Annotated in this window: 21 protein-coding genes, 1 riboswitch and 1 other annotated feature; of the genes, 11 read left to right on the top strand and 10 right to left on the bottom strand. The window is 38.1% G+C overall.

What is annotated here, in order from left to right; all coding sequences use genetic code 11:
- The first annotated feature begins 54 nt into the window (after positions 1-54).
- The 3 genes from argJ (at position 55) to MKY08_RS16450 (ending at position 3,210) form a co-directional block, all read left to right on the top strand.
- On the top strand, positions 55-1,287 hold the full coding sequence (argJ, locus tag MKY08_RS16460; protein WP_069513798.1) for a bifunctional glutamate N-acetyltransferase/amino-acid acetyltransferase ArgJ: 1,233 nt from the start codon (positions 55-57) through the stop codon (positions 1,285-1,287).
- Complete coding sequence (argB, locus tag MKY08_RS16455) at positions 1,250-2,014, top strand: acetylglutamate kinase (protein WP_069513796.1); 765 nt, start codon at positions 1,250-1,252, stop codon at positions 2,012-2,014. Before argJ ends, argB begins: the two co-directional genes overlap by 38 nt.
- 65 nt (positions 2,015-2,079) lie before the next feature.
- Positions 2,080-3,210, top strand: coding sequence for an acetylornithine transaminase (locus tag MKY08_RS16450; protein ID WP_069513794.1), 1,131 nt, complete (start codon positions 2,080-2,082; stop codon positions 3,208-3,210).
- A 140-nt stretch (positions 3,211-3,350) separates the two neighbouring features.
- Here MKY08_RS16450 and MKY08_RS16445 read toward each other — a convergent pair whose 3' ends face one another.
- Positions 3,351-4,232: an NAD-dependent epimerase/dehydratase family protein gene (locus MKY08_RS16445; protein ID WP_069513792.1), complete on the bottom strand. Its 882-nt coding sequence runs from the start codon at positions 4,230-4,232 to the stop codon at positions 3,351-3,353.
- Between the two features lie 91 nt (positions 4,233-4,323).
- A complete protein-coding gene (locus MKY08_RS16440; protein WP_069513790.1) occupies positions 4,324-7,398 on the bottom strand; it encodes a transglycosylase domain-containing protein in 3,075 nt (1,024 codons plus the stop codon).
- 102 nt (positions 7,399-7,500) lie between these two features.
- Positions 7,501-7,704: a binding site (T-box leader), on the top strand.
- 71 nt (positions 7,705-7,775) lie between these two features.
- Between MKY08_RS16440 and tyrS the strand changes: the two genes are divergently transcribed.
- The gene (gene tyrS, locus MKY08_RS16435; RefSeq protein WP_069513788.1) at positions 7,776-9,044 is read left to right on the top strand and encodes a tyrosine--tRNA ligase; all 1,269 of its coding nucleotides are present in this window, start codon (positions 7,776-7,778) and stop codon (positions 9,042-9,044) included.
- Between the two features lie 76 nt (positions 9,045-9,120).
- Here tyrS and MKY08_RS16430 read toward each other — a convergent pair whose 3' ends face one another.
- Positions 9,121-9,930, bottom strand: a complete 810-nt coding sequence (locus tag MKY08_RS16430) for a cobalamin-binding protein (protein ID WP_069513786.1) — start codon at positions 9,928-9,930, stop codon at positions 9,121-9,123.
- A gap of 124 nt (positions 9,931-10,054) precedes the next feature.
- Positions 10,055-11,260, bottom strand: a complete 1,206-nt coding sequence (locus MKY08_RS16425; RefSeq protein WP_069513784.1) for an iron-containing alcohol dehydrogenase — start codon at positions 11,258-11,260, stop codon at positions 10,055-10,057.
- 545 nt (positions 11,261-11,805) lie between these two features.
- Between MKY08_RS16425 and MKY08_RS16420 the strand changes: the two genes are divergently transcribed.
- The gene (locus MKY08_RS16420; RefSeq protein WP_069513782.1) at positions 11,806-12,123 is read left to right on the top strand and encodes a hypothetical protein; all 318 of its coding nucleotides are present in this window, start codon (positions 11,806-11,808) and stop codon (positions 12,121-12,123) included.
- A gap of 437 nt (positions 12,124-12,560) precedes the next feature.
- Here the strand turns inward: MKY08_RS16420 and rpsD are convergent, their stop codons facing one another.
- Complete coding sequence (gene rpsD, locus MKY08_RS16415) at positions 12,561-13,163, bottom strand: 30S ribosomal protein S4 (RefSeq protein WP_024363774.1); 603 nt, start codon at positions 13,161-13,163, stop codon at positions 12,561-12,563.
- A gap of 669 nt (positions 13,164-13,832) precedes the next feature.
- Here rpsD and MKY08_RS16410 point away from each other — a divergent pair.
- Entirely contained in the window at positions 13,833-15,515 is a 1,683-nt protein-coding gene (locus MKY08_RS16410) for a GGDEF domain-containing protein (RefSeq protein ID WP_256093265.1), read from the top strand.
- Positions 15,516-15,608: 93 nt separating this feature from the next.
- On the opposite strand, the gene MKY08_RS16405 is transcribed toward MKY08_RS16410, so the two are convergent.
- Complete coding sequence (locus tag MKY08_RS16405; protein WP_069513778.1) at positions 15,609-16,088, bottom strand: GAF domain-containing protein; 480 nt, start codon at positions 16,086-16,088, stop codon at positions 15,609-15,611.
- 20 nt (positions 16,089-16,108) lie between these two features.
- A complete protein-coding gene (hisJ, locus tag MKY08_RS16400) occupies positions 16,109-16,906 on the bottom strand; it encodes a histidinol-phosphatase HisJ (RefSeq protein WP_069513776.1) in 798 nt (265 codons plus the stop codon).
- Positions 16,907-17,105: 199 nt separating this feature from the next.
- On the opposite strand from hisJ, the gene ezrA reads away from it, so the two are divergent.
- The 4 genes from ezrA to MKY08_RS16380 all read left to right on the top strand — a co-directional run bounded on the left by ezrA (position 17,106) and on the right by MKY08_RS16380 (position 21,907).
- Positions 17,106-18,809 (top strand): septation ring formation regulator EzrA, encoded by a 1,704-nt coding sequence (ezrA, locus tag MKY08_RS16395; protein WP_069513773.1) that lies wholly within the window; start codon positions 17,106-17,108, stop codon positions 18,807-18,809.
- A 314-nt stretch (positions 18,810-19,123) separates the two neighbouring features.
- On the top strand, positions 19,124-20,281 hold the full coding sequence (locus MKY08_RS16390; protein WP_069513771.1) for a cysteine desulfurase family protein: 1,158 nt from the start codon (positions 19,124-19,126) through the stop codon (positions 20,279-20,281).
- The gene (gene thiI, locus MKY08_RS16385) at positions 20,281-21,489 is read left to right on the top strand and encodes a tRNA uracil 4-sulfurtransferase ThiI (RefSeq protein ID WP_069513986.1); all 1,209 of its coding nucleotides are present in this window, start codon (positions 20,281-20,283) and stop codon (positions 21,487-21,489) included. Before MKY08_RS16390 ends, thiI begins: the two co-directional genes overlap by 1 nt.
- Positions 21,490-21,700: 211 nt before the next feature.
- Positions 21,701-21,907, top strand: coding sequence for an alpha/beta-type small acid-soluble spore protein (locus MKY08_RS16380; RefSeq protein WP_024363781.1), 207 nt, complete (start codon positions 21,701-21,703; stop codon positions 21,905-21,907).
- Positions 21,908-22,014: 107 nt separating this feature from the next.
- On the opposite strand, the gene thiE is transcribed toward MKY08_RS16380, so the two are convergent.
- From thiE to thiM, 3 genes are read right to left on the bottom strand one after another with little or no spacing between them, the layout of a single operon-like run.
- On the bottom strand, positions 22,015-22,644 hold the full coding sequence (gene thiE, locus MKY08_RS16375) for a thiamine phosphate synthase (protein WP_081328056.1): 630 nt from the start codon (positions 22,642-22,644) through the stop codon (positions 22,015-22,017).
- A complete protein-coding gene (thiD, locus tag MKY08_RS16370) occupies positions 22,631-23,458 on the bottom strand; it encodes a bifunctional hydroxymethylpyrimidine kinase/phosphomethylpyrimidine kinase (RefSeq protein WP_069513769.1) in 828 nt (275 codons plus the stop codon). The genes thiE and thiD overlap by 14 nt, the downstream gene beginning before the upstream one ends.
- Positions 23,458-24,213 carry a hydroxyethylthiazole kinase gene (gene thiM / locus MKY08_RS16365; RefSeq protein WP_069513767.1) on the bottom strand — a complete coding sequence of 252 codons (756 nt, stop codon included), beginning with the start codon at positions 24,211-24,213 and terminating at the stop codon, positions 23,458-23,460. Before thiM ends, thiD begins: the two co-directional genes overlap by 1 nt.
- A 91-nt stretch (positions 24,214-24,304) precedes the next feature.
- Positions 24,305-24,402, bottom strand: a riboswitch (TPP riboswitch).
- A 194-nt stretch (positions 24,403-24,596) separates the two neighbouring features.
- On the opposite strand from thiM, the gene MKY08_RS16360 reads away from it, so the two are divergent.
- Positions 24,597-26,183 (top strand): acyl--CoA ligase, encoded by a 1,587-nt coding sequence (locus MKY08_RS16360; RefSeq protein ID WP_069513765.1) that lies wholly within the window; start codon positions 24,597-24,599, stop codon positions 26,181-26,183.
- Positions 26,184-26,369: the final 186 nt, after the last annotated feature.

Here is a 26,369-nt window from a genome sequence, read left to right as displayed (position 1 = left end):
TATTTAGAATTATTTTGGTGCCAGTCACTCTTGAAACTGAGGAGGAATTAGTTAATGACATTAACAGCGTCAACAAACGTTATGAAAAAATTATCAAGTAAAAACATCGTATCGCCTCAAGGATTTAAAGCAGCGGGGTTACACTGTGGATTAAAGCATAAGAAAAAAGATTTAGCTATTTTAGTTAGTGACGTACCAGCAAGTGTAGCTGGCGTATTTACTACAAATGCGGTTCAAGCAGCACCATTAAAAGTTACGAAAGAAGTTGTCTACACAACGAAAAAAATGCAGGCAATAATTGTCAACTCTGGTAATGCTAATGCTTGTACGGGTAAGCAAGGTGTAAAGGATGCGCAAACAATGCAAGCTTTAACTGCTGAAAAGTTAGGGATTGCAGCAAATTTAGTTGGTGTGTGCTCAACGGGTGTAATTGGTGAAATTATGAATATGGAGCCAGTAGCTAGTGGGATATCGCAACTACAACCAAAAGATTGCTTAGAGAGTGCAATTGATTTTGCACAGGCCATTATGACAACTGATACTGTTATGAAAAATACAAGCTATAGCACAATCATTGATGGCAAAGAGATTATTATTGCAGGTGTAGCGAAAGGTTCGGGAATGATTGAACCTAATATGGCAACAATGCTAGGTTTTATCACAACAGATGCGAATATTGAATCGCATGTATTACAAGCAGCTTTATCAGATATTACGAACCTAACATTTAATGCCATTACAGTGGATGGGGATACATCGACAAATGATACGGTCGTCGTGATGGCAAATGGTGTAGCTGGCAATGATTCTTTAACATCAGCACACCCTGATTGGCATAACTTCTACTATACCTTAAAAACCGTGGCACAAGACTTAGCCAAAATGATCGCAAAAGATGGAGAAGGTGCAACGAAACTAATTGAGGTGGAAGTTGAAGGTGCTATTTCAGATGATGAGGCACGTAAAATCGCGAAAACAGTAGTTGGTTCGCCACTTGTTAAAACAGCTGTATTTGGGTGCGATGCGAACTGGGGACGTATTATTGCAGCGGTTGGCTATAGTGGCGCGACAGTTGACCCTGACAAAATTACCATTCAAATTGGTGGCGCAACAATGGTTGAAAACGGAGAGCCTATTGCCTTTTCAGAAGATGAATTAATCCAAATTTTAAAAATGCATGAAGTTAAAATACACGTGTCACTTGGTATAGGTGAAGGCAAAGGGCATGCTTGGGGATGTGACTTAACGTATGACTATGTTCAAATCAATGCATCATACCGCTCGTAAACGCATGGTGATTAAGCTAGGCGGTAGTACGCTTGAAGGCTTAAATGACGATTTTTTTGACAATTTTAAAAAGCTACAAGAAAGTGGCGTTGAACTGATTATTACACATGGGGGCGGCCCTGCTATTAATCGTGAGCTAGCTGCACGAGATATTGAATCTCATACATTAAATGGTATTCGCGTAACGAGTGAAGCAGCAATGGATGTTGTCCAGTCTACATTAATCGGGAATGTTAATCCTGCACTGGTACACGAGTTAACAACAGCGGGGATTGCGGCAGTCGGTTTAAATGGCTTTGATGGGCAATTACTTGTAGCAGACTTTTTAGACAAGGACATATACGGCTTTGTAGGTGAGATACAATCCGTGAACACATCGCTGTTAGAAGCATTAATTGCTGCTGGAATTGTGCCAGTCATCGCGTGTGTTGGAGCGAATCTAAAGGGTCAAGCGCTTAATATTAACGGAGACACTGTGGCGAGTGAAGTAGCCCTCGCTGTGGGCGCGGAGAGCTTACTTCTTGTTACGGATGTCTCCGGTATTCGTATTCAAGGTGACTATCAAACAGAAGTAACGCCTTCTTTAATAACACAGTGGATTGAGGAAGGTCATATTTACGGTGGAATGATTCCTAAAGTGCAAGGGGCAATCGAATGTCTAAATGCAGGAATTCCATCAGTGCAGATTGTTGGAGATACATTAGTAGGTACAACGATTTTGCCGTAAGGGGAAGGTATGGACGTCATGTTGTGGAGATGGCGTCCAAAAAAATAACTTGAGGAGCTGATAGAATGAGTGCTTTATTTGGAAACTATGGCAAACGTCGTGCACAAATCGTAAAAGGGCAAGGAACCGTTGTGGAAGATGCAAGTGGCAAAAAATATTTAGATTTCACAAGCGGCATTGCCGTTGTTAGTCTTGGGCATGCACACCCTGCTATTGTCAAAGCGATTCAAGAACAAAGTGAAAAACTTTGGCATATATCGAATTTATTTGATATACCTGGGCAAGAAAAAGTTGCTCAAAAATTAGTGGCAGATACACATTTGAAGTATGCGTTTTTCTGTAATAGTGGTGCTGAAGCTAATGAAGCGGCCATCAAACTAGCACGTAAGCATACTGGGAAACATCATATCATTACTTTTGAAAAATCATTCCATGGTCGCACGTTTGGCGCAATGTCAGCAACTGGTCAAGGCAAGGTACATAATGGATTTGGACCACTTGTCGATAAATTTACAACACTTCCATTCAATGATGTAGCGGCACTTGAAGCAACCGTTGACGATTCTGTGGCAGCCATTATGCTGGAGATGATTCAAGGTGAAGGTGGTGTGAATAGTGTCACGCCTGAATTTGCAGCTGCTATCGCAAAAATTTGCGAAGACAAAGGTATTTTATTAATTGTCGATGAGGTGCAAACTGGTATCGGAAGAACAGGAACGCGCTATGCATATGAGCAAACCGTATTACAACCCAATATTGTGACATTAGCAAAAGGCTTAGGCGGAGGATTCCCAGTAGGAGGAATGTTAGGAACAGCAGAGTTCTATGACACATTCGGTCCTGGGACGCATGGTACTACATTTGGTGGTAATCCATTAGCAATGCATGTTGCGGAAACGGTTCTTGATTATGTATTTGAGCCAAGTTTTTTAGAAAATGTGCAAGACTTATCTTCATATTTTGTGAAGCAATTGCAAGCCAATTTACCAACAAGTTATACGGTACAAGGGCAAGGATTATTACTTGGAATCGGTTGCGGTGATGCAGAAGTAGCACCTTATATTACAGCAGCGGAGGAAAAGGGTTTACTACTGGTAGGCGCAGGCCCAAATGTCATTCGACTTTTACCACCGCTTACAGTGACTAAAGCAGAGATTGACGAAGCTGTACAAATTTTAAAAACAATTTTACTATAATCTATAGTTGGCTTGTAAACTACTATAGATAAGCCGAAAAAAGTGTTAGGTTGACTGCAGTCAATCAAACACTTTTTTTGCTTTGCTGTGCGCTACGACAGTTGTTTTGTGGAAGCTTTCCTAACGATTCACTAGATATTTTATTGGAGTTGTTTGACTAATGTTGTAACAAGATTCGGAAGCCAATCGTTTAAATGGCTAAATTTGAAGCCAGCTGCTTCTGCTTTTGAATTCGACATATACCAATGTGTTGGAATGCCATACGGTGATTGTGATGTTTCATCACCGCCAATTAGTGATATTTTGGCTCTTTTTCCAGTTTCCTGCTCAATAAGTGCAAGTAATGCTTGTAATGAAATAGTACCTGTTGCTGTGGCGTTATACGGACCTTCAATCGGTGCAGTTCCAGCAAAATATAAAAATGCTGCTGCTTCATCATCGGTAATATAACTCATTTTTGCTTCAATATTTGGAATGGATATTGGTTGCCCATTTAAAATGCGCTCAACATGAAAATGTAGGCGACGAGTATAGTCATGCTCACCAAGGACAATTGGGAAACGTACAGCGACAACTGGAAATGATACTTCTTTAAAAAGGACAGCTTCTGCTTGACGTTTGCCTTCACCGTATGTGAAATCATCTCTATCGCCCATACGAATCTCGTAGTCATACGGATTAAAATCAGTTTCAGATTTCATCTTTCCATCCGCTTCATACGTCGAGAGCGTAGAGGTAAAGACGAGCTTTTTAGTTTTATTTTGTAAGATCTGCGCAATTTTCTGGGCCTCATTTGGAGAGTAACAAATATTATCGTAGACGATATCCCACGTTGTAGTAGCGAGTGCTTTTGTCAATGCTTCAACATCATTGCGATCAACCGAAAGCTGTTGAACTTGTGCTCCGAAAGGATTGCCGCTTTGACCGCGAGTTAAAATCGTAACGTCATGGTTATTCTCGAGGCAAAGCTCCACCAATTTTTTACCGAAAAAGCGTGTGCCCCCTAAAACTAGAATTTTCATGTTATCTACCCCTTTGTTTAGTAGTCCTCTTAATAATGACAAAAAAATAGGCTTACTACAATTGAAATTTCAATGTAGTAAGCCTAAATGATTATTCAGTTGGCGGTTCTGTAGGTGGTGTCGTCTCTCCGTTATTTCCTCCAGTAGAGCCGGAACCATTGTTACCATTAGACCCGTTGCCACTAGAGCCGGAACCATTGTTACCATTAGATCCGTTGCCGCTAGAGCCAGAGCCATTGCCACTAGAGCCGTTGCCGCTTGAACCGGAGCCATTGCCACTAGAGCCGTTGCCGTTAGAGCCAGAGCCATTGCCACCAGAACTAGAGCCATTATTGCCAGAGCCATTGCCGTTATTCCCATTCACTGGTGGAATAGGAACCTCTGGCGTCGTTGGTTGTTCGCCTTTGTCCTCTTCTTCTGGTTTTGTCTCACTACCACCTGTTGACGCAACATTTGACTGTGGTGAAGTTAAACCAGTAATGTCAACTGCTACAACTACATAAGCTTGTCCGCTTGCGACGGTTATACTTTGCGTTGCTTCTAGCACTGAAGTAACTAGTGTGTGACCACCATTTGTTACATTATAAATTCGATAGCCTACCACATCATTAGATGAGCCACTCCAAGACAGTGTATTGCCTGAAATGGATGCTGTTACAGCCGCTGGTGGACTACCATCTGCTGGGAAGTCGACAGCTGATACAGATGAATTTGATAGTGATGAATTTTTAGGAAGTAGGCTTGCAGGGTTCCCACCTAGTCTACCTAACATCCGTTTAATAAAGGCTTGGTTAATACCAGCGCCACTAGATTTTACAAATTCTGCTGGTGTGTTTGGATGTGCATTATACGTTTTACCTTTAATCGTTACGACGCTTGAGGAAGCGAGGCTATCATCAGGTCGTGACGGTAAAAATACTTTTGCGTTAAATAAATCTGAGCGTACCAATCCTGCATTTGCACAAGCAGCAGAAGGTGCTAGACCAGAAATACCACAGAATGAAGCAGTCACAACATTTTTTGGTGCCTTAAAGTTTGAAGGAGCATCAATTAATTTAGGATCTACATCATACATAGAATTCATTAAAGTACCCCATAGCTTGTTAATACGTACACTTGGTTGTAAATACGTATTATTAAAGGCATAAAGTGAGCGTTGTTTATCGTAGCCCATCCATACACCAAGTGAAACATTTGGATTATAGCCTACTAACCAGACATCATTATAGTTTTGGGAAGTACCTGTTTTAGCTGCAAAATCAGAAGAGAATTTTAATGTATTTCTTGCAACTGTACCTGTTCCTTTTGTTAAAACATCTCGTAACATATCCGTTACGATATAAGATGTCTCAGGGCTAAACACTTGTACAGGTTCAACTTTATGTTGGTAAATAAGATTTCCATCTTGGTCTTCGATTTTTTCAATCATATAAGCATCGATAAATTGACCACCGTTTGCAAAAGTTGCAAACGCATTTGTATTTTCTTCAACAGTTGTACCTTTTTGTAAAGCGCCAATCCCTGTTGCAAGGTTTGTATAGTCTTCAGGTTTTAATTGTGAGAAGTCCATTTTTGCTAAAAATTCAGCAGGACGTCTATTTAAAATATCATAGTATAAGCGTAGGGCTGAAATGTTTTGTGAGTCAGCTAATGCTTCACGTGCTGGAATAAGGCCACGCTCATCATTTGTCAAATAGTTGTTAGGACTCCAAGAGCCAATAGAGAACTTGACGTCAACTAATGGACTTCCTGCACCAATTACGCCATATTCAATGGCTGGGGCATAGACAAGTAATGGTTTCATAGTTGAACCGTTCGAGCGGTAAGCTTTAGTAGCGTGGTTTAATTGATTTGTTTTAAAATCACGACCACCTAGGAAGCTTAAAATTCGCCCTGTGCTATTTTCGATTAAAATACTACCAACTTGAACAGGCATTTGCACATCGATTTCCTCACCTGTTACAGGATCTTTGTCTTTACCCGTATATGTCTGACCGTAGTATTTAAAATTATCGGCTGCTTTTTGCATAGCATCAAACATATCCTTGTTGATAGTGGAATAAATACGATAACCTTTTGAACGAATGTCTCGGTCTGCCAAAATCGAATATTTTTCTTGTAATTTTTCTTCCGTTTTTAAACGTTCTGAATCAATACCATCTTCATTGGCTAGTTTTTCAGCAATAATTTCTTTTGCTCGTTCCTCTAGCTCAAACGTTAACCATGGATAACGATCCTCAGGACGTGCTTCTGGTGTACGGAAGTCTGCTGTAATATCATATGCGAGCGCATCTTCATACTGTTTTTCATTAATGTAGCCAGCTTCATTCATGCGGTAGAGCACCGTTTTCATACGATCGATGCCTAATTTTAATGCTTCTTCACTTTTTAGCACACCTGTATTTGTAAATGGTGTGTAAGTATAAGGTGCCTGAGGAATACCAGCTATGTAAGCGGCTTGAGGAAGCGTTAAATCCTTTGCTTTCACATTAAAAATACCTTCAGCTGCTGTTTCAATACCTGCGATATTACGCCCTGTTGCATTTCGACCATAAGGAATAATATTTAAGTACGCCTCTAATATTTCTTCCTTTGTCATAAAGTGCTCTAAGCGCATGGCAAGTAGCAGTTCCTTCGCTTTTCGCTCATAGGAAACTTCATTTGTTAACACTTGGTTTTTAATAAGTTGCTGTGTTAATGTAGAGCCACCTGTCTGTGTGGCAGAGTTTGTAACGTCTTGCAGCAATCCTCGAATAACAGCTTTTGGAACAATCCCATTATGTTCACGGAAATATTCATCTTCCGTTGCGAGTACTGCATTAATTAAGTCAGGGGCTACTGCGCTAAGAGACGTTTCACGACGTTCTAAATCTGTACGTAATTTTCCCATATAAATATCGTTGGCAAAATAAATTTCACTTGTTTCCTCATAGTTGAAGATAAGGTTTCGTAACTCTTCTTTCGAACGTAAAGGCTCTTCTTGTACAAGTGAGGCAAAATAGCCGGCGCCAACAGAACCAACAAATACAGTGCCTACCAATGCAAAGACTAAAAATAGTAAAAATAAGTTCCAGACGACGCTGCCTGAAATACGTAATGTCTTCATCCATTTTTGTTCGAGAAATGCATCGATCTTTACATTGATTTTCTCAATCCAATCCTTCAAGGTATCGACCTCCTAAAATCTTGTTTATTATAGCATATAATGAATTGTCTCGAACATAGTTATTGACATTGAAAGAGAATCGTATAGAATAATGCTTATAGTTTTCTAGTGATGAAGAGTTTGCAGTAGTGTCTATATTCCCTGTTTAGAGAGCCAGCGGTTGGTGAAAGCTGGTCATAATGTAGAGACGAATTACGTACTTGGAGCTTAGACGTGCGCGCCTGCGATAAAGGCGGCTGAATGAAGAGGAAGATGGATGACATCTTCAAGCTGGGTGGTACCGCGTTAGTTATTAACGTCCCTGCATGCAATTTGTTGCGTGTAGGGACTTTTTTGTTTCTACACGCTAAAAGATGACAATTTAGGAGGAAGAAACAATGACAAACGAATTATTACAAGATTTAGAATGGCGTGGATTGTTGTACCAACAAACGGATGCTGAGGGCATGGCAAAACTTCTAGCAGAACAGTCTGTTTCTCTATACTGTGGGGTAGATCCAACAGCTGACTCAATGCACATCGGTCACATCGTCCCTTTATTAACGCTTCGTCGCTTCCAAAAAGCTGGCCACCGTCCAATTTTACTTGTTGGTGGAGCAACAGGAATGATTGGGGACCCTTCTGGACGCTCTGAAGAACGTCAGCTTCAAACAGTGGAGCAAATTGACAAAAACGTGCAAGCCATTCGTGGACAATTAGAGCGTATTTTTGATTTTGCACAAGATGGAAATGGCGCGCAACTTGTTAATAACCGTGATTGGATTGGGAATATTAGTACAATTGAATTTTTACGTGATTACGGGAAATTAATCAATGTTAATTACATGTTAGCAAAAGATACAATTGCTTCACGTCTTGATTCAGGTATCTCATTTACGGAATTTGCTTATACATTAATTCAAGGTATTGATTACAATCACTTGTACAACAATTACAATTGTCGCATTCAAGTGGGTGGCTCTGATCAGTGGGGCAATATTACAACTGGTTTAGAAGTTATTCGTAAAACACATGAAGAAGAAACAAAAGCATTTGGTATTACAATTCCGTTAGTAACAAAAGCAGATGGTACAAAATTCGGTAAAACAGCTGGTGGTGCTGTATGGTTAGATAGCAAAAAAACATCTCCGTACGAATTCTACCAATTCTGGATTAATGCTGCGGATGCGGATGTTATTAAATACTTAAAAATCTTTACGTTCTTAACACGTGAAGAGATTGAAGCATTAGCTGTATCTGTGGAAGAGGAACCTCATTTACGTAAGGCACAAAAAGCTTTAGCAGAGGAAATGACACGCTTAATCCATGGTCAGGAAGCGCTAGACCAAGCTATTCGCATTACGGCTGCATTATTCTCTGGCGATTTAAAAGCACTTTCAGCACAGGAAATGAAGGATGCATTTAAAGATGTTCCTTCTATTGAAATGGCTAAAGAGGCAAAAAATATCGTAGATTTACTTGTGGAAGCAGGGATTTCATCTTCAAAACGTCAAGCTCGTGAAGATGTGACAAACGGTGCCATTAGCGTAAACGGTGAAAAAATCACAGATTTAGAATACAACGTCGATGCAAAAGATCGTTTAGAAGATGCCTTTAGCATTGTACGTCGCGGCAAGAAAAAATACCATATGGTCAAATTTGTTTAGGGTGTCAGGCACTCAAACAATTTTCACACAATTCAACCTCCCTTCGAATGTTTTAGTTCGAGGGGAGGTTTTTATTTTAGCAGTGTAAGAAATTAGGTAGAGTGATTTGCTGATAGCTTTCAGGGTGTAGCAGTTGAGCAAGTTTAAGTGCACCTTCCACTAATCGAGGGGATGGACGGCAATATAACCACTCTTCCATTACGTATACCTGTTGCATTTGAACCGCTTGTAGCTCGCTGGCACCTGGTCGTTTTAATAAATGGGCTGGTTTAATTCGCTCATAGGCAACACCTACCCACGCCATCAGTATATAATTTGGATTACGTCGAACAATTTCTTCCCACTCTGTTTGGACATTCGCTAACTCAAAATCGTGAAATAAATTTTGGCCTCCTGCAAGTTTGCTAATTTCGGTTAACCAATTGACTTGACCAGGCGTGAAAATAGGATTTGGCCACCACTCCCAATATAAAGTAGGGTGAGTGGAAACCGTTTGTGCCACCGCTTGAAGCTGGGCAATAAATTGTAAATATTCCGTTGCAACTTTTTGGGCGTGCTCCGTTACGCCACAAGCAGCACCTAGTGTTAGAAGATCTTGCGCTATTTCGTTTAATGAGTTGGCATTAAAAACAATGTGGGGAATGTTCCTTTCCTGTAATGCTTCTATATTTTTCTCCATGCCTGGTACACTTAACGAGGCAAGTACTAAATCGGGCTGCAATGCTTCTAATGCATCCATATCAATTGATAAATCGGGACCAAGCTTTGGTAATGCATGCACAGATGCAGGCCAATCTGAAAAATCATCAACACCTACAAGTTGATGGGTCAATCCTAAGTAAGCAACAAGCTCTGTGTTGCTTGGACAAATGGAAATTAAACGCATATGTTTCCCCCATATCTTTTTAAGAAAAGTATAGCTGTCACTAGGCACACATACAATAAGCGAAGGTTTTTTGTTCCACAGAAAATGACGTGCCTCCAGGAGACACGTCATTGTTATTAATATTTTAAGACAGTACAACCGCTTCAAGTGACTCTGTAGGTTTTCCTACAGGCCCCATTGCAGCAGTAATAATTTGTTTAATGTCCTCCAATGTAGCTTTACGAGGATTCGTTGCTGCACAAATGTCTAGCATTGCATTTTTAGCTAAAATTTCAATATCTTCATCCTTCGCACCTAACTCACGGAAGCCGCTTGGGATATTTAAATCTTTTGATAATTTTTCAATGGCAGTAATTGCTTTTTCAGCAGCATCACGTTTGCTAATCCCTTCAACATTTTCACCTAATAACTCAGCGATGCGTGCAAACCGCTCAGTACGTGCTGTTAAGTTGAAGCGGCACACATGTGGCAATAAAATCGCATTACATACACCGTGTGGTAAGTTGTAGAAGCCACCTAATTGATGAGCAATCGCATGTACATAGCCAAGTGAAGCATTATTGAATGCCATACCCGCTAAAAATTGCGCATACACCATTTGCTCACGTGCTTCTAAATCAGCACCGTTTGCGTAGGCACGAGGTAAAAATTCAGGCACTAGCTGAAGTACTTTTTCAGCACAGGCATCAGTAATTGGTGTTGCATTAGTCGATACAAACGATTCGATTGCATGTGTTAATGCATCTACACCCGTTGCAGCTGTTAGAGCTGGAGGTAAGCCAATCATTAACTCAGGGTCATTAATCGATACAAGTGGTGTCACATGTTTGTCAACAATCGCCATTTTTACTTTCCGAGCAGTATCTGTGATGATTGTAAAACGTGTCATTTCGCTTGCTGTACCAGCAGTTGTATTAATCGCGATTAATGGCACCAGTGGGTTTTCTGATTTGTCAACGCCTTCATAATCATGAATGCGTCCACCATTCGAAGCAATAAGTCCAATACCTTTTGCTGCATCATGTGCACTACCGCCTCCAAGCGATACGATAGAATCACAATTTTCTGCATGATAAACAGCAATTCCATCTTCGATGTTTTGATCTGTTGGATTTGGTTCTGCTTTAGGGAAAATTGCAACATCAATTCCAGCTGCTGTGATGATGTTAGCAATTTGTTCTGAGAGACCTAACTTGTGTAAGCCCTCATCTGTTACGATTAATGTCTTCTTCACTTCTAAATCATTTAAGCGCTTACCAACTTCTTGAATTGCTCCAGGTCCAAATAAGTTTGTTTTTGGCATTACAAATTGCTTTAGAACGTCTGACATATTTCCAACCCCTTTGAAATAATTGTTATTGCTTGAATGATGGCGAACCACCTTCCGAAATCCATATTATTCTATTTTTTTTGAAAGTTCAATACGTATTTTTATTAAAATTGTTAATTTTACCACTGTTATTATTTCACAAAAAAGTAAGTTTGGAATTGAGGTAGTAAAAGATAATAAGGAGTAGGAAGGTTGATTTAAATACATTTTAAGAAATGCTATCGTATAAAAGTAAAATATATTTTTTGGTATTCTGTTCTATTTTGCACCTTACTTGAATAGTAAATAACTGATATTTGATTGTTAATATATTAATAGTGTTTACGTTGTTTGGTGTGGGGATAATTATTATTTTAATGTACGGGAAAATAAGTGCTTTTTATTTTATTTAGGATGGAACAGTAAGTCATGTCCGTATTATTTATAATAAAATAGAAAAACACCAACCTTTGTATAATGAAATTGAAAAAAGCTACTACCAAATGCTAGATATTAATGTTAGTCTAAATTAAGCATGTGGTAAATCGTGGTAGGAGGTGTGGCTTATGACTAGGGAAAGACAATATCAAATTTTGAAACATGAATATGAGTTAATAGATTATATTTATTATTTACAATATGAAAAAGAAAAGGATGACATAGTTGTAAAAACGGCAGACGCCTATTTCATGGTATGGGAAGGTAGTACTTTTAAAGTGAACGGTGATGAATGTTCTTCAAAAGAGTTCTATGACATACTTGATAGATGTCAAAAACCTGTAGAATGCAATGGTATTGTTTTTGAGAAGAAGGGTAATGTATACGTAAGTACTAAAGAAATAGAAGTAAAAAAGGAAGTAATAAGTACAATAATTAAGTTTTAAGAAATGAAATCCCGGTGCCAGGCACGCAAACAACTCTGATAATTCACTTCAATTTATGAAAAAACATTGAATGGGTTGTGGGGAAGAAAGTCGTAAGTGAGAGAAATCGGACTTGCGGCTTCTTTGTATTTTTACTGCTAAACGTAGATTCGGCGATTATCAGATACAACGAGATCTACCGTTGTATCCAGTGCTAGGTACACGAACAATCAAAGTATTAGTTTTATAGAAACGCTGATGCAGCAACACTTATGCTATTACGCACCTATTTCTATGTACATGTTTCGCCAGTTAGTTCCAACGCCCCAAATTAATATTATTTTGTGCACGAATTGCATGACCCGGATTGCATGAATAGATAAAATAAGAAAAGCCCTAGAAACCTTTGCAACAAGGTTTCTAGGGCTTTTTGTGTTGCTAAATGCAACGAGCGTTTATTAACGAGAGTAGAACTCTACGATGAATGCTTCGTTGATTTCAGCAGATAGTTCAGAACGCTCTGGAAGGCGAGTGAATGTACCTTCTTTTTTATCTGCATCAAAAGTTAAGTAGTCAGGTACGAAGTTGTTTACTTCGATAGCTTCTGTAACTACAGCAAGGTTTTGAGATTTTTCACGAAGAGAAATCGTTTGACCTGGTTTAACGCTGAATGATGGGATATCAACGCGTTTGCCGTCTACTAAGATATGACCGTGGTTTACTAATTGACGAGCTCCACGACGAGTGCGAGCTAAACCTAAACGGTAAACTAAGTTGTCAAGGCGAGTTTCAAGAAGGATCATGAAGTTTTCACCGTGAACACCTTTCATTTTACCAGCGCGGTCGAATAGCGTACGGAATTGACGTTCGTTCATGCCGTACATGTGACGAAGTTTTTGTTTTTCTTGAAGTTGTAAACCGTATTCTGATAATTTTTTACGTTGGTTCGGGCCGTGTTGACCTGGTGCGTAAGGGCGTTTTTCGATTTCTTTACCAGTACCGCTTAGTGAGATACCAAGACGACGTGATAATTTCCAAGATGGACCTGTATAACGAGACATATTGTTGTCTCCTCCTTTAAATTTGGTTTTTTTGTTGTAAAACAAAAACCAGTAGTACCCATTCTTATACGCATTTTATTTTCATGTATTTTCGCCTATGCAGCCGTTAGGTTACACAATACACCATCTATTTTGCCACTGAGAGTTTTTGTGTAGTAATACTCAGTAAAATTGAGGAATAAAATACAGTAATAAGCTTATACCACTGCTGCGTTTATTTTACACAAACTTCATTGTAACTGCTTAGAGCGTAGACGTCAATTATTAGTATTGCAATTTTTAAAAAGAACTATAGTAGGAATTTCCTTGAGAGGAATTTAACACTAATACGAAATGGTTATTGATGCGGTAGTAAATGTAAAATGTAAAAGTAAGGTAGAATTACATAGTCAAAATGACACAAATTATGTATAATACATTATAAGTTAATAGTAATTGATTTGTACGTTATATAGAAAAGGTGATTTCATGACAGACCATTTACAAACGCTGAAATATATAAAATCTGATGTTTTGAGCATTTGGGTGAGTTCGAATGGAGGACTAGTCAGTTTTAATGAGTATTTTTATTCATTTAAACAGTGTCTAAAGAAGCACTTGAAAATTGAAAATGCGGCCTTTCTTAGTTTTGAGGGGAATAGTTTAATACCTGTAGAAGAATTGGCCTCGTTGACAATCGAAACAAAACTAAATGCTGTGTCATGGCTAATGATAGAAGCTAGCTTTTACCAACAGAAAGTTGTAAAGCTTCCTTATATACTAAAAGAAAAAACAGCCTATAATATGATGACAGATATGGTGCTTTTCCAGACGGAGGGCAAAGAGCCTATGGGTGTGTTACTTGTTGAAGCCACCGATACTTGGACGGACTTTATGACTTCGGATTACGGTGAAGAGTGTGTAGAAACGCTTACAAAAGTTTTACAAATGCTGATTGAAAATCTCGAAGTAAAGTTGAATGAAGACCAATATAGAAAACTTTATAACATGACCGATTTATTTCACTCAACAATGGATATTGATTTGATTTTAGAAAACGTTTTAAAAAATATTCGTGATAATTTTCCAGAATTTAATGTGGAACTTATATTATCTAACGATCAAGATCGCCATACGACTATTGATATTAAACTTTTTGATTATTTGTCTGAAAGACCGGCTACAATCGAAGCTTTTGTATCAGGAGAGTTGACTACTGAACTAGCTGGAGACTTGAATTGTCGTTTATTAAATGCCCCTATAAAAGGGAGACAAGCTATTTATGGCATTTTGCAAGTGAGTGCACCAACCACATATCTTTTTTCAGCAACGGAAAAAGACTTTGTGCGCATGTTAGCACAAGCATCTGGAAATGCGCTAGAAAATGCAAAATTATATCATCAATCGCATCGCCTCGTAAGTGACTTACAACTCATCAATGAAACATCGCATCGATTAAATATGCGCATTGATATTAATGAAATGTTACTTTTCCTACAAAAACAATTAATGAAGTCTTTCCAACCAATGGAAGTTTGTTTCGCTTTTAAAGATCATGCTACCTATGAAGTGACAGATGCTAGTACATCGTTATTTAAATCAGAAGAAGGCAATACTTATATTAGACATGTTGAACAACATTTTGAGCATACAAATGATCCACTCTTTATAGCAGATTTTAGCCGATTAACCCCAAATCAAATAGAATATCGTTCAATTATGGCGATTCCTATCTTAATGGAGGAAAAAATAAATGGCTTTAGTATCGTACTGCACAAAGAACCTTATTTCTTTTCATTTGATAGCTTTAAACTAATGCAATCTTTAATCCATCATTCTTCGTTAGCAATTGCCAACTCGATTTTACGAAATCAGCTACAAGAAATGGTTGACCGTGATCATTTAACAAAATTATATGCACGCAGTTATTTAGATCAATATGTAGAAAAATCTTTGAAAAAAGATCAATCAGGTATGTTCTTGCTTATTGACATTGACAATTTTAAACGCATTAATGATACCTACGGCCATCAAACAGGCGATAAGATTCTTGTGCAAATTGCCGTGAAACTAGAAGAAACAATAGGTGCAAGCGGTATTTGTGCTCGCTGGGGTGGAGAAGAAATGTCGGTGTATGTACCAAATGTTGGTGAGCAAGAGGCAATTGAACTAGCTTCAACAATAGTTGAAGTCATTCCGAATGCCACTGACCCTAAAGTAACGATTTCAGCGGGTCTTATAACATGGGATCAATACTATCGACCAGCTTTTCAAGCGGTTTTTCTACACGCCGATACAGCTTTATATGAAGCGAAAAACAATGGCAAAAATAGATTTTGTATCCATGATCGGACGTTACAAACAAATGCATAATAGATGGTTCACTATAAAAAATGCCCCGAAATGATATATTTATAATCCATTTCAGGGCATTTTTTAGTGGTTATGAGATAATATTGCGAAATATTAAATATGAAGCAATAGTGTTTCGACAAAATGTTCTAAGCCAGCTTGATCTTCCTGTGAAAAGCGATTTTTAATAGGGCTATCAATATCAAGAACGCCAATTACCTTCTCTTGTCGAATAAGTGGAATGACAATTTCAGATTGAGAGGCAGCATCGCACGCAATATGCCCTGGAAATGCGTGAACATCTTTTACGACAAGTGTCTCTTTTGTTGTTACAGCTGTTCCACATACACCGCGACCAATTGGAATTCTTACGCAAGCAGGTAAGCCTTGAAATGGTCCTAAAACTAGTTCATCCTCTTGTAAAAGGTAAAAGCCAACCCAGTTAATGTCTGTAAGAAATTGATTAAGCAAAGCAGATGCGTTGCCTAAATTGGCAATACGATCGGTTTCGCCAGTGAGTAATGCATCTAATTGTTTTGCTAATGTCTTGTATTGATCGGCAATAGATCCTTCGTAATTAATTTGTGTAAACATATGAGCACCTCGTTTAAACGTTATTTGTCTGGAAATATAGTTTTATAATGCTGATGTAAATCGACAGCAGCATGAGCATCTGAACCGAAAACAATAGGTAAACCAATCGTTTTACTATAATCAATAAAGGCAATTGGTGGATAGGGTTCCTGACAATATGTTTTACTTAAGCCAGCACTATTTAAATCTAATTCATATCCTTTTTGCTGCATAGTAGTTAATACTTCTTGGATGCGGCCAGCGTCATCAACTTGCTGATGATGGGCTAGTTGAAATTTATGAATAAGTGTTGGATGCCCGATGCGCTTCGGTTTGTATTGTCCTAAGTCAGCTTCAATAGATTGTAGGACAGTATCATAATATAAATGATAGAGTCGTTCAACAGAACCTACTTTTTGGGCAAAATTTATAAAACTTTCAGCAGAAAAATCAATGCATTCATACGTATTCTGCCATTGTAAAAAATGAACAGATAAAATGGCATCGTCTAAAAAATGTCCATATGTATCAAGAAAATGACGTGTTTCTTGCTCGAAGCCGACAATATAGTCGATTTCTAAACCGATGCGAATGCGAATATCCTGTGCATATTGTTTTTGAAGTCGTTGTAAGTCTTCCAAATAAGGCATTAAAAAATCTGGGCGCATACCACTATCCTTTTCAGGTGTAGGGTCTTGGAAATTAGAGGGTAATGGTGCATGTTCTGTAAATGTAATATCCGTAAAGTTTTCAGCAATTGCTTTTTCAATATATTGTGTAAATGAATCAGATGTCCCATGTGGGCAATAGGGGCTATGGATGTGCCCGTCTCTTTTCATACATTTTACACTCCTTTAACTATTAAAATGATAAATACATATTTACGCTCTATGTTCAATGACATAGGGGAAGCTGTCAATATGTAGGTCGTGAATACACTTTTCTGAAAATCACTTAAATTTTAGTACAAAAGGCGAAAACATAGTATATAATAAATACAACTAGCCAATTCGTTTATTGTAGAATAGGAGGCTTACGATGGAGTATATCATCATTCCGATTATCCTACTATTAATTTTAGCCATAGTAGGATTAATGATGCGAAGAAAACATACAACAATTATTGCACAACTTGAAAATGAAAAATTACAAATACAAAACAATCCCATAAATGAAGAAATTTCTAAAGTTAAATCTTTAAATATGAATGGCGAAACAGAGGAAATGTTTGAACGGTGGCGTAATAGTTGGGATGAAGTCATCGACGTACATATGACAAAAATTGATTCGCTTTTATTCGATGCTGAAGACCAAATCAATCGTCTTCGTTTTAAAAAAGCAACGTTGATTGAGCGTGAAATAGAGGATTATATTCGTAAGTGTGAAAAAGATAAAGATAAAATCTTAGAAGAACTTAATGAATTAATTGGCAGCGAAGAAAAAAACCGTATTGAAATTGAACAATTAAAAGAATATTATCGATCAGCACGCAAAACACTGCTTGCACATCAGCACTCATTTGGCGTAGCTTTACCAGCACTTGAACAAAAGTTAGAAGTGTTTGTACAAAAATTTGAAGAATTTGATGTACTGACAAGCGAGGGCAATTATTTACAAGCCCGTGAAATAGTAATTAGTTTAAATAATGAATCCCAACAAACGTTTGAATATATTAATGATGTGCCAACTATTTTAACGGAACTACAAGTAAAATTACCAGGTGCGATTCAAGAATTACGCAATGGTCAGCGTGAAATGGAAGAACAATCTTACTACTTGCATCATTTAGAACTTACAGAGGCGTTGGACAAACTGGAAGTGGAGTTTGCTTCGTTAAAAGAGGAACTAGCAGAGCTGAAGTTAACATCTGTAAAACCCCGTGTTGCTGAAATAAATGAAGAAATAGACCATTTTTATGACTTACTTGAAAAAGAAGTGATTGCTAAAAACTATGTCGACCAAAATTGTGAGCGCTTATTAGGATCAATTACGAATGTTATTAGCTCCACTCGATTAGTAAGTGATGAAGCAACATTTGTCCAGCAAAGCTACCACTTGAATGAAAAAGATGCAGAAATTCCAAAAGCGGCGCTAAAACAATTAGAAGCATTACAACGTCGCTATGATTTATTGGCGATGCGTGTGTCGGAGGAAAAATCGGCCTATTCAAGCTTACAAGAGGAATTAATTGAAATTAGTGAAGAATTGGAGCGCATACACGAAGAGCAAGGGCATTTATCGAATACAATGAAAAAACTTCGCATTGATGAAAATAAGGCTCGGACACAAGTGGACAACTTGAAAAAAACGCTACAAGAAACAGATCGTCTGTTAAATAAGGCGAATATTCCAGGTATTCCTGAAGAGATGGATGCGCGATTAGATGAGGCAGCGGAGCATATTTACGTTGTGATGCAAAGTCTACAAGAAGTACCGCTCAATATGGGAACTGTCCATAATAACTTAAATGCAGCGACACTTTGTGTTGAAGATGTTCACGCGAAAGCACATGAATTGATTGAAAACGTCATGCTTATCGAACGTATTATTCAATATGGCAATCGCCACCGTGCAACAAATCCAAAGTTAAATGCTCGTTTAAAAGAAGCAGAAGAGGCATTTCATCAATTCCGTTATGCAAAGGCTTTAGAAGAAGCAGGGACTGCAGTAGAGGAAATGGAGCCAGGTGCTTTGAAACGCATTGAGGCCATTGTTGCCGAAGAAGCGTTTACAAAGTCATAAACGCTTTGCAACAGTAACAAATATACAATAACAAGTGAAATAGCTGCCTAAAAAGTGAAATGACCTTTTTAGGCAGCTATTTTTTATGACCGTATTTTTATTTAATAAATTTTTCTTCAATTTTGGGGATTTCATGCTGAATAAATGTTTACCAAAATCTATTTTTGTAGTGTGAAAGCATCTAAAATTCACAGCATATAAGCTATGCTAAGCGGACTTAAAATGATGAAATTAGAATAATTAGTAGTCAATCGCGACAGATTGCGTTATGATAAATACCGTTAAATCAACGTTTTGAAAGTGTGTGAAAAATAATGAAAGTTAATACAATTTATCTTGATAATAGTGCTACAACAAAGCCTTATCAAGAAGTGATGCAAACATTTATGGCAGTAAATGAGCAATATTATGCAAATCCTGCATCAATCCATGCCATGGGTGTAGAATCAAATGCATTATTAATGCGTGCACGGGAGCAAGTAGCAGATATTTTGAAGACTGAAGCAAAAAATGTGCTATTTACTTCAGGTGGAACCGAATCGAATAATACAGCTATTTTAGGTTTAGCACGCGCTAATACGCATAAAGGGAAACATGTTTTAACAACGGAAATTGAGCATCTTTCTGTGTTAGAGTCAGTCAAACAGCTTGAAAAGGAAGGCTTTGAAATAGACTATTTACGTGTCAATAAACAAGGCGTTATTTCATTAGATGAGTTAAGAGCTAAAATACGTAAAGATACGATATTGGTTAGCATGATGCATGTCAATAATGAAATGGGCGCAATTCAACCTATTTTTGAAGCGGCTGCTATCGTCCATTCAGAAAGTAGAGCGGCATTTCATGTGGATGCAGTTCAAAGCTTTGGAAAACTGCCATTAACGTTTAAAGGGGAAGATGGGCCAGATTGTATTACGATTTCTGGACATAAAATACACGGATTTAAAGGTTCGGGTGTTTTAGCTTTTCGTAAGCAAATGCAATGGCAACCTTATGCTTTAGGTGGTGGACAGGAATTCGGCTTACGTAGTGGCACAGTAGCTGTACCTCAAGCGGTAGCATTGGCAAAAGCGGCTCGTATGGCAGTCGAAACAATGAAAGACCGTTCTAACAACTACCGTAATTGGCAACAGCAACTACGTACAGCGTTAGCACATTTTGGTGATATGGTGCATATCATCTCTACTCCAGCGTGTGCAGCTCATATTTTATCGTTTAGTGTACGTGATATAAAAGGTGAGGTACTTATCAATGCTTTGCAAAAACATGGCGTGATTGTTTCGACTTCCAGTGCTTGTTCTTCCAAACAAACAAAGACAAGCCATGTTGTCGAAGCCTTAAATATTGATGAACATTTTAAAAAAGGTGTTATTCGTATTAGTTTTGGTGCACATGTAACATCAGACGATATAGCACAATTAATACAAGTTATCAATACAGTATTGAAGGAACTTAAAGGAGAACGATTATGATGATTTGGAAAGAAATTTTAATTCGTTATGGCGAACTATCGACAAAAGGACGTAATAAAATGGATTTTATCCGTCGTTTACGTGAAAATATTCGCTATGCATTTGCAGATTTAGGCCATTTACACATTCGCACAGAACGCGACCGAATGTTTATTGCCATTGAAGATGAGGCACAAATGAATGTTTTATTAGCAGGCTTACCGAAAATTTTTGGGATTCAATCATTTAGCCCAGTTGCTGCCTGTGAAAAAGATATGGATGCCATGAAACAACTTGCGATTACGATTATGGATACATTTAAAGATCAACAGCTAACATTTAAAGTTGAAGTGAAACGTACAGATAAAACATTCCCATTAGATTCTCACAGCATTCAGCGTGAAATTGGTGGGTATGTTTTACCGCAATATCAAAACTTATCAGTAAAAGTGAAACATCCAGATGTAGAATTACGAGTAGAGGTGCGCCACGATTCTACCTATATGATGGCGCAAGTGATTCCAGGCGCAGGTGGTATGCCAGTTGGCTCAAACGGCAAATCATTATTAATGCTGTCAGGCGGTATTGATAGTCCTGTTGCTGGGTATTTAATGATGAAACGTGGTGTACGTTTAGAAGCAATTCATTTCTTTAGCCCACCATATACAAGTCAAAATTCATTGGAAAAAGTAAAAGTGCTTGCAAATGAACTAACAAAATTTGGTGCAAGTATTCGCCTGCATGTTATTCCGTTTACAGAAATCCAAGTCCTTATTAAAGACAAAGTGCCGTCCAATGTGTCAATGACAACGACACGTCGCATGATGTTAAAGGTTGCAGATAAAGTGCGTGAGGAAATTAATGCACTTGCCATTGTTACAGGTGAAAGTCTTGGACAAGTAGCAAGCCAGACGCTAGAAAGTTTAACTGCGATTAATGCTGTAACGAATACACCAATTTTACGTCCGCTTATTTCTAATGATAAATTAGAAATTATTGATATTGCTGAAAAAATCGGCACATATGAAACGTCAATTCAGCCATTTGAGGATTGCTGTACAATTTTTACCCCAGCTAGTCCGAAAACAAAGCCAAAGCTTGAAAAAGTAGAGCATTATGAAAGCTTTTCTGATTTTGATGAACTAATCGAACGTGCTGTGAAAAACCGTGAAGTGTACATTTTCCCGAAAAAAGAACAGCCTACAGATAAATTTGCAGATCTTTTATAAAAAATTTATGGATTTAAACTAAAAAAATGTTCTTTTCTTATAAAGACCAATAACGACATTATAATAAGAAGGAAACCGTCTCAAATTTGTAATTTGGGACGGTTTTTTTATGTTTTCTAGTCTTTTTCCTTTAGAGTTACATTTTACCTATAAAATTTTCGTATTAAAAATCGAATATCGCACATTCTATATTCACAAGGAGGTGAGAGACATGACAAACAACAACAGTTCAAACAAGCTTGCAGTACCTGGTGTACAACAAGCACTTGATCAAATGAAATACGAAATTGCACAAGAATTTGGTGTTCAATTAGGAGCTGACGCATCAGCTCGTGCTAACGGTTCCGTTGGTGGTGAAATCACTAAACGTCTTGTACAAATGGCAGAATCTCAATTAAAAGGTATGCCAAAACAATAATTGCAGAAAACGCATTTATTGAACTTAAAACCAGTGACCGTAAAAGGCACTGGTTTTAGTTTGTTTATTTTTACTTTTTTTATGACTGCGTAACTCGAATAATTCAATCAATACGATTTAAAGGTCTCTACGGTTTGGTGAATATTATGACTATCACAAATAGCGGAAATAACTGCTACACCGTCTGCACCAGCTTTGAATACTGTTTCTGCATTCTGACAGTTAATGCCACCAATTGCTACAATCGGCAACTCGGGATAATGACGACGTGCTTGTTGTAAAAATTCAGTACCACTTGGCGCTTTGGCATCATTTTTAGAAGTGGTAGCAAAAATGGGACCAATACCTACATAATCTGCTCCATTTTCTATAGCGATGTGTAATTCATCCGCTGTATGAACCGAAACACCAAGTATTATTTCCGCACCAATTTTTTCTCGTACTAATGAGATGGGAAAATCATCTTGTCCAATATGAATACCGTCTGCCTTGAGTTTTAAAGCAAGCTCAATATCATCATTTACGATAAATGGAACATTGTAGTGACGACATCGTTTTTGGCATTGACGGGCAAAATGTTCATAATCTTCATTTGTCAGTGCATCTATTCCTTTTTCTCGGAATTGGAACATCGTAATGCCAGCTTGCAATGCTTCCTCTAGTATTGCTAATGGTTGTTTGATTTTGGCATTCGCTGTGCCCATTATAAAATAAAGCTGCAAATCACTGCGTTTCACCTATGATCACCTCGCAACTTTCTTTGAATTTTTGGTAAGCAAAATGATTGGTTGGTCCATTGCCATGACCAATTGATAAGTTATGAGTAATGGCTAATTGAATGAATTTCTTAGCCTCAATAATGGCTTGCTCTATCGGCATTTGACGGCCGATAAAAGCTGTTAATGCGGCAGAAAATGTACACCCTGTCCCGTGTGTATTTTTCGTCGCAATTCGACTAGTCTGCATTGAGAATGATTTGCCATCTTTAAAAAACACATAATCTACAGCAAAATCTTCGTTCGCTAGATGACCACCTTTGATAATCACGCATTGAACACCTAGCTGTAATAACGATTGCGCCGCAAGTCGAATGTCAGACACGGTTTCGATTTTTCTTGCAGTTAATGTTTCAGCTTCTGGTATATTCGGCGTTACAATCGTGGCAAGTGGTAATAAATTGTTTCTTAATGCCTCAACAGCCTCTTGTTGTAATAAAGTTTCACCGCCCTTTGCAATCATGACAGGATCAACAATAAGAGGGATGGTTAAATTCGTCATAGCTAGCGCAATTGTACGAATAATATCAGAGGAAAAAAGCATGCCAGTCTTAATGGCACTAATTGGAAAATCCTCTAAGAGAGCATGAAATTGTTTATTTATAAAGGCTTGTTCAATTGGTAGCACATCCATGACACCTTGTGTGTTTTGGGCAGTTAAAGCTGTAATTACGGACGTTCCGAATACATCTAATTCTTGAAATGTTTTTAAATCCGCTTGGATACCTGCACCGCCACCGCTATCAGAGCCCGCTATTGTTGTAACAATGTGCATTAACTATCACCATCCTGAGATAAACGATGCAATTCATTTAAGACAGCTACTGCGAAATCTCCATTATAAGGAGCAGCTGAATGAGCATTTTCAGCAATTTTTTTATAGCTCGTTAATGTATCACATAATTGGGAAAAAGGCTCATTACCCGCAATATAAGCAGCACAACAAATGGCACTTAATAAACAGCCAGTACCTGTCACTTCTGTCATTCGAGTATGACCACCAACAATCCATTGCGCAAGGTTCCCATCGGTTATGAAATCTTTTTCACCCGTTACAATCACGATGCAATTATATTTTTTTGCTATTTCTTTTGCTTTATCCTCAACAGAAATGGAACCAGTACCACTATCAACGCCTTTTTGTTGCCATTGTACATTAGCAATCGCGGCAAGTTCGCCAACATTACAGCGGATAACAGCAAAATGAATTGTGTCTAATAACTGTAGTACCGTTTGTTTGCGGTATGCTGTAGCGCCAGCGGCTACTGGGTCCAAAATTACTGGTACACCAAGGGCATTCGCTTTTTTTCCTGCAAGTAACATCGACTCTTTTGTGCGTGTAGTAAGCGTTCCTATATTTACCAATAACGCTGATGCGATGGATACCATTTCTTCGACTTCCTGCGGATCATCCGCCATTACCGGTGATGCACCAATGGCTAGTAAGCCATTTGCTTGAAAATTTGCCACTACATAATTGGTTATGCAGTGAATCAACGGTTGTTTTTTACGAATCGTTTGAAAAATCATTGTAGTCCTCCTCTTTTGGTGGACGTAAGCATGCAAAAAAAGCTCTTTTCGTTCGGGCACAAGGCACACGTAAAAAGAGCTTTTCATCAATAATAAGATGTGTATTGCTCCCTACGTCAGTATTAACTAACAGGTTCAAAGGGTCAGGTTTTACCTTCTCAACTCACTAGAGTCCCCCTGCAATCATGAAAATTTTAGTTGACCAAAATGTAACATACCTTTTCGTAGTATTCAATAGCATTTTATCATTATTTGGAAAGCAGTGACTGATGCCATATACTAAACCATGATAATTGTCATGACTTTTTTAAAATAGGGTCCTTCCATTGAAAATCGTAAAAAATGAGTTTTATAATGAACCTAGTATTAAGGAGGAAGTTATGATGAAAAGACAGGATTTAATTGCACCAGAATGGTATAACATTGTGGAGGAAATTGAAAAGTACGCTCAAGATCCATCTAAAAATGCATTAATTGTTTATAATGACAACGAAGAAATTCAATATATTACATACGCAAATTTACTGGAAAAGGCGAATCAGGCTGCCCATGTATTTACTTCGCAGGGATTAACGAAGGGCGATGTGCTATTAGTGATGGTTCCAAGATCTGTCGAAGCTTATATTGTTTACATTGCGGCACTGAAAGCGGGTTTAACTATTATCCCTAGCTCTGAAATGTTACGTACAAAGGATATTGAATATCGTATTACACATGCCAATGCCAAAGGTATTATCGCCTATGAGCCATATATTGAGCAATTTGACGACGTAACAAATTTAAAAGGGATTATGCAATTCGTTATTGGTCACGCACATGCACCATGGCAACCATTGCTTGAAAAAATGAAGGAGCATCCTACAAATTATCTAAACCCTACACCGACAAAAAGTACAGATAATGCCTTTTTAGCTTATACAAGTGGAACAACAGGGAATCCTAAGGCAGCTGTTCATACACATAGCTGGGGTTATGCGCATTTACGTACGACAGCACCGAATTGGTTAGGCGTACAAGAAAATGATATAGTTTGGGCTACTGCTGCACCTGGTTGGCAAAAGTGGATTTGGAGTCCGTTCCTAGCAACGTTAGGTAGCGGAGCAACAGCATTTGTCTATAAAGGAAAATTTGATGCTTCTACTTACTTGTCATTGCTAGAAAAATTTAAAGTGAATGTGTTATGTTGTACCCCAACAGAATATCGCTTTATGGCCACACTTAACAATTTACAGGACTATAATTTAAGTGCCATCCGTCAAGCTGTATCAGCGGGTGAACCGTTAAATAGTGAAGTCGTTAAAGTGTTTTCAAAAACTTTTAATATTCAAGTGCGTGATGGCTATGGCCAAACAGAAAATACATTGCTTGTTGGGACACTGGTTGGCATGGATGCTCGCGTTGGCTCTATGGGTAAACCGACACCAGGCAATACAGTCGAAATTATTGATGATTTTGGAAATCCTGTTGCGGATGGCGTTGTTGGAGATATTGCTGTCCATCGTCAAACACCTGCACTGTTTAAAAAGTATTTCAAAGACCCAGAACGCACTAGCATGCAATTCCGTGGAGATTGGTATATTACCGGTGACCGAGCATATAAAGATGCAGATGGCTATTTTTGGTTTGAGGGACGTGGTGATGATGTCATTATTTCGTCAGGCTATACAATTGGGCCATTTGAAGTGGAAGATGCCTTAATGAAGCACCCTACTGTCAAAGAAGCTGCTGTTGTGGCAAGCCCTGATGAAGTAAGAGGAAATATAGTGAAAGCCTTTATCGTCTTGCGTGAAGGAGTGACAGGTGATGATACGCTTATTCAAAAGCTACAAAACCATGTGAAGCTGATGACAGCACCCTATAAATATCCACGGGCAATTGAATTTGTTGAAGCATTACCAAAGACTGCATCTGGAAAAATCCGACGTGTCGAATTACGACAACAAGAAAAAGCCCATTACACACACCAATAATTATTTCCTAGGAAATAATGTCGAAAAATCAAAGTTCATGCTTTATGATGAACTTTTGATTTTTTTGTACTCTCCCTATTTTGTTTATGGCAAATTCATAAACATGAGAAAAACTTTTACATAAAAATTACTTAAAAGTGAAACGTTTTGGACATTTAGACGTATAACGTGAAGAGGAGGCGATTA

Source organism: Lysinibacillus sp. FSL M8-0337 (assembly GCF_038593855.1).
Lineage (GTDB): Bacteria > Bacillota > Bacilli > Bacillales_A > Planococcaceae > Lysinibacillus > Lysinibacillus sphaericus_D.
The sequence above is the reverse complement of the archived record's forward strand: the minus strand, read 5'-3'. Positions and strand labels throughout refer to the sequence as shown.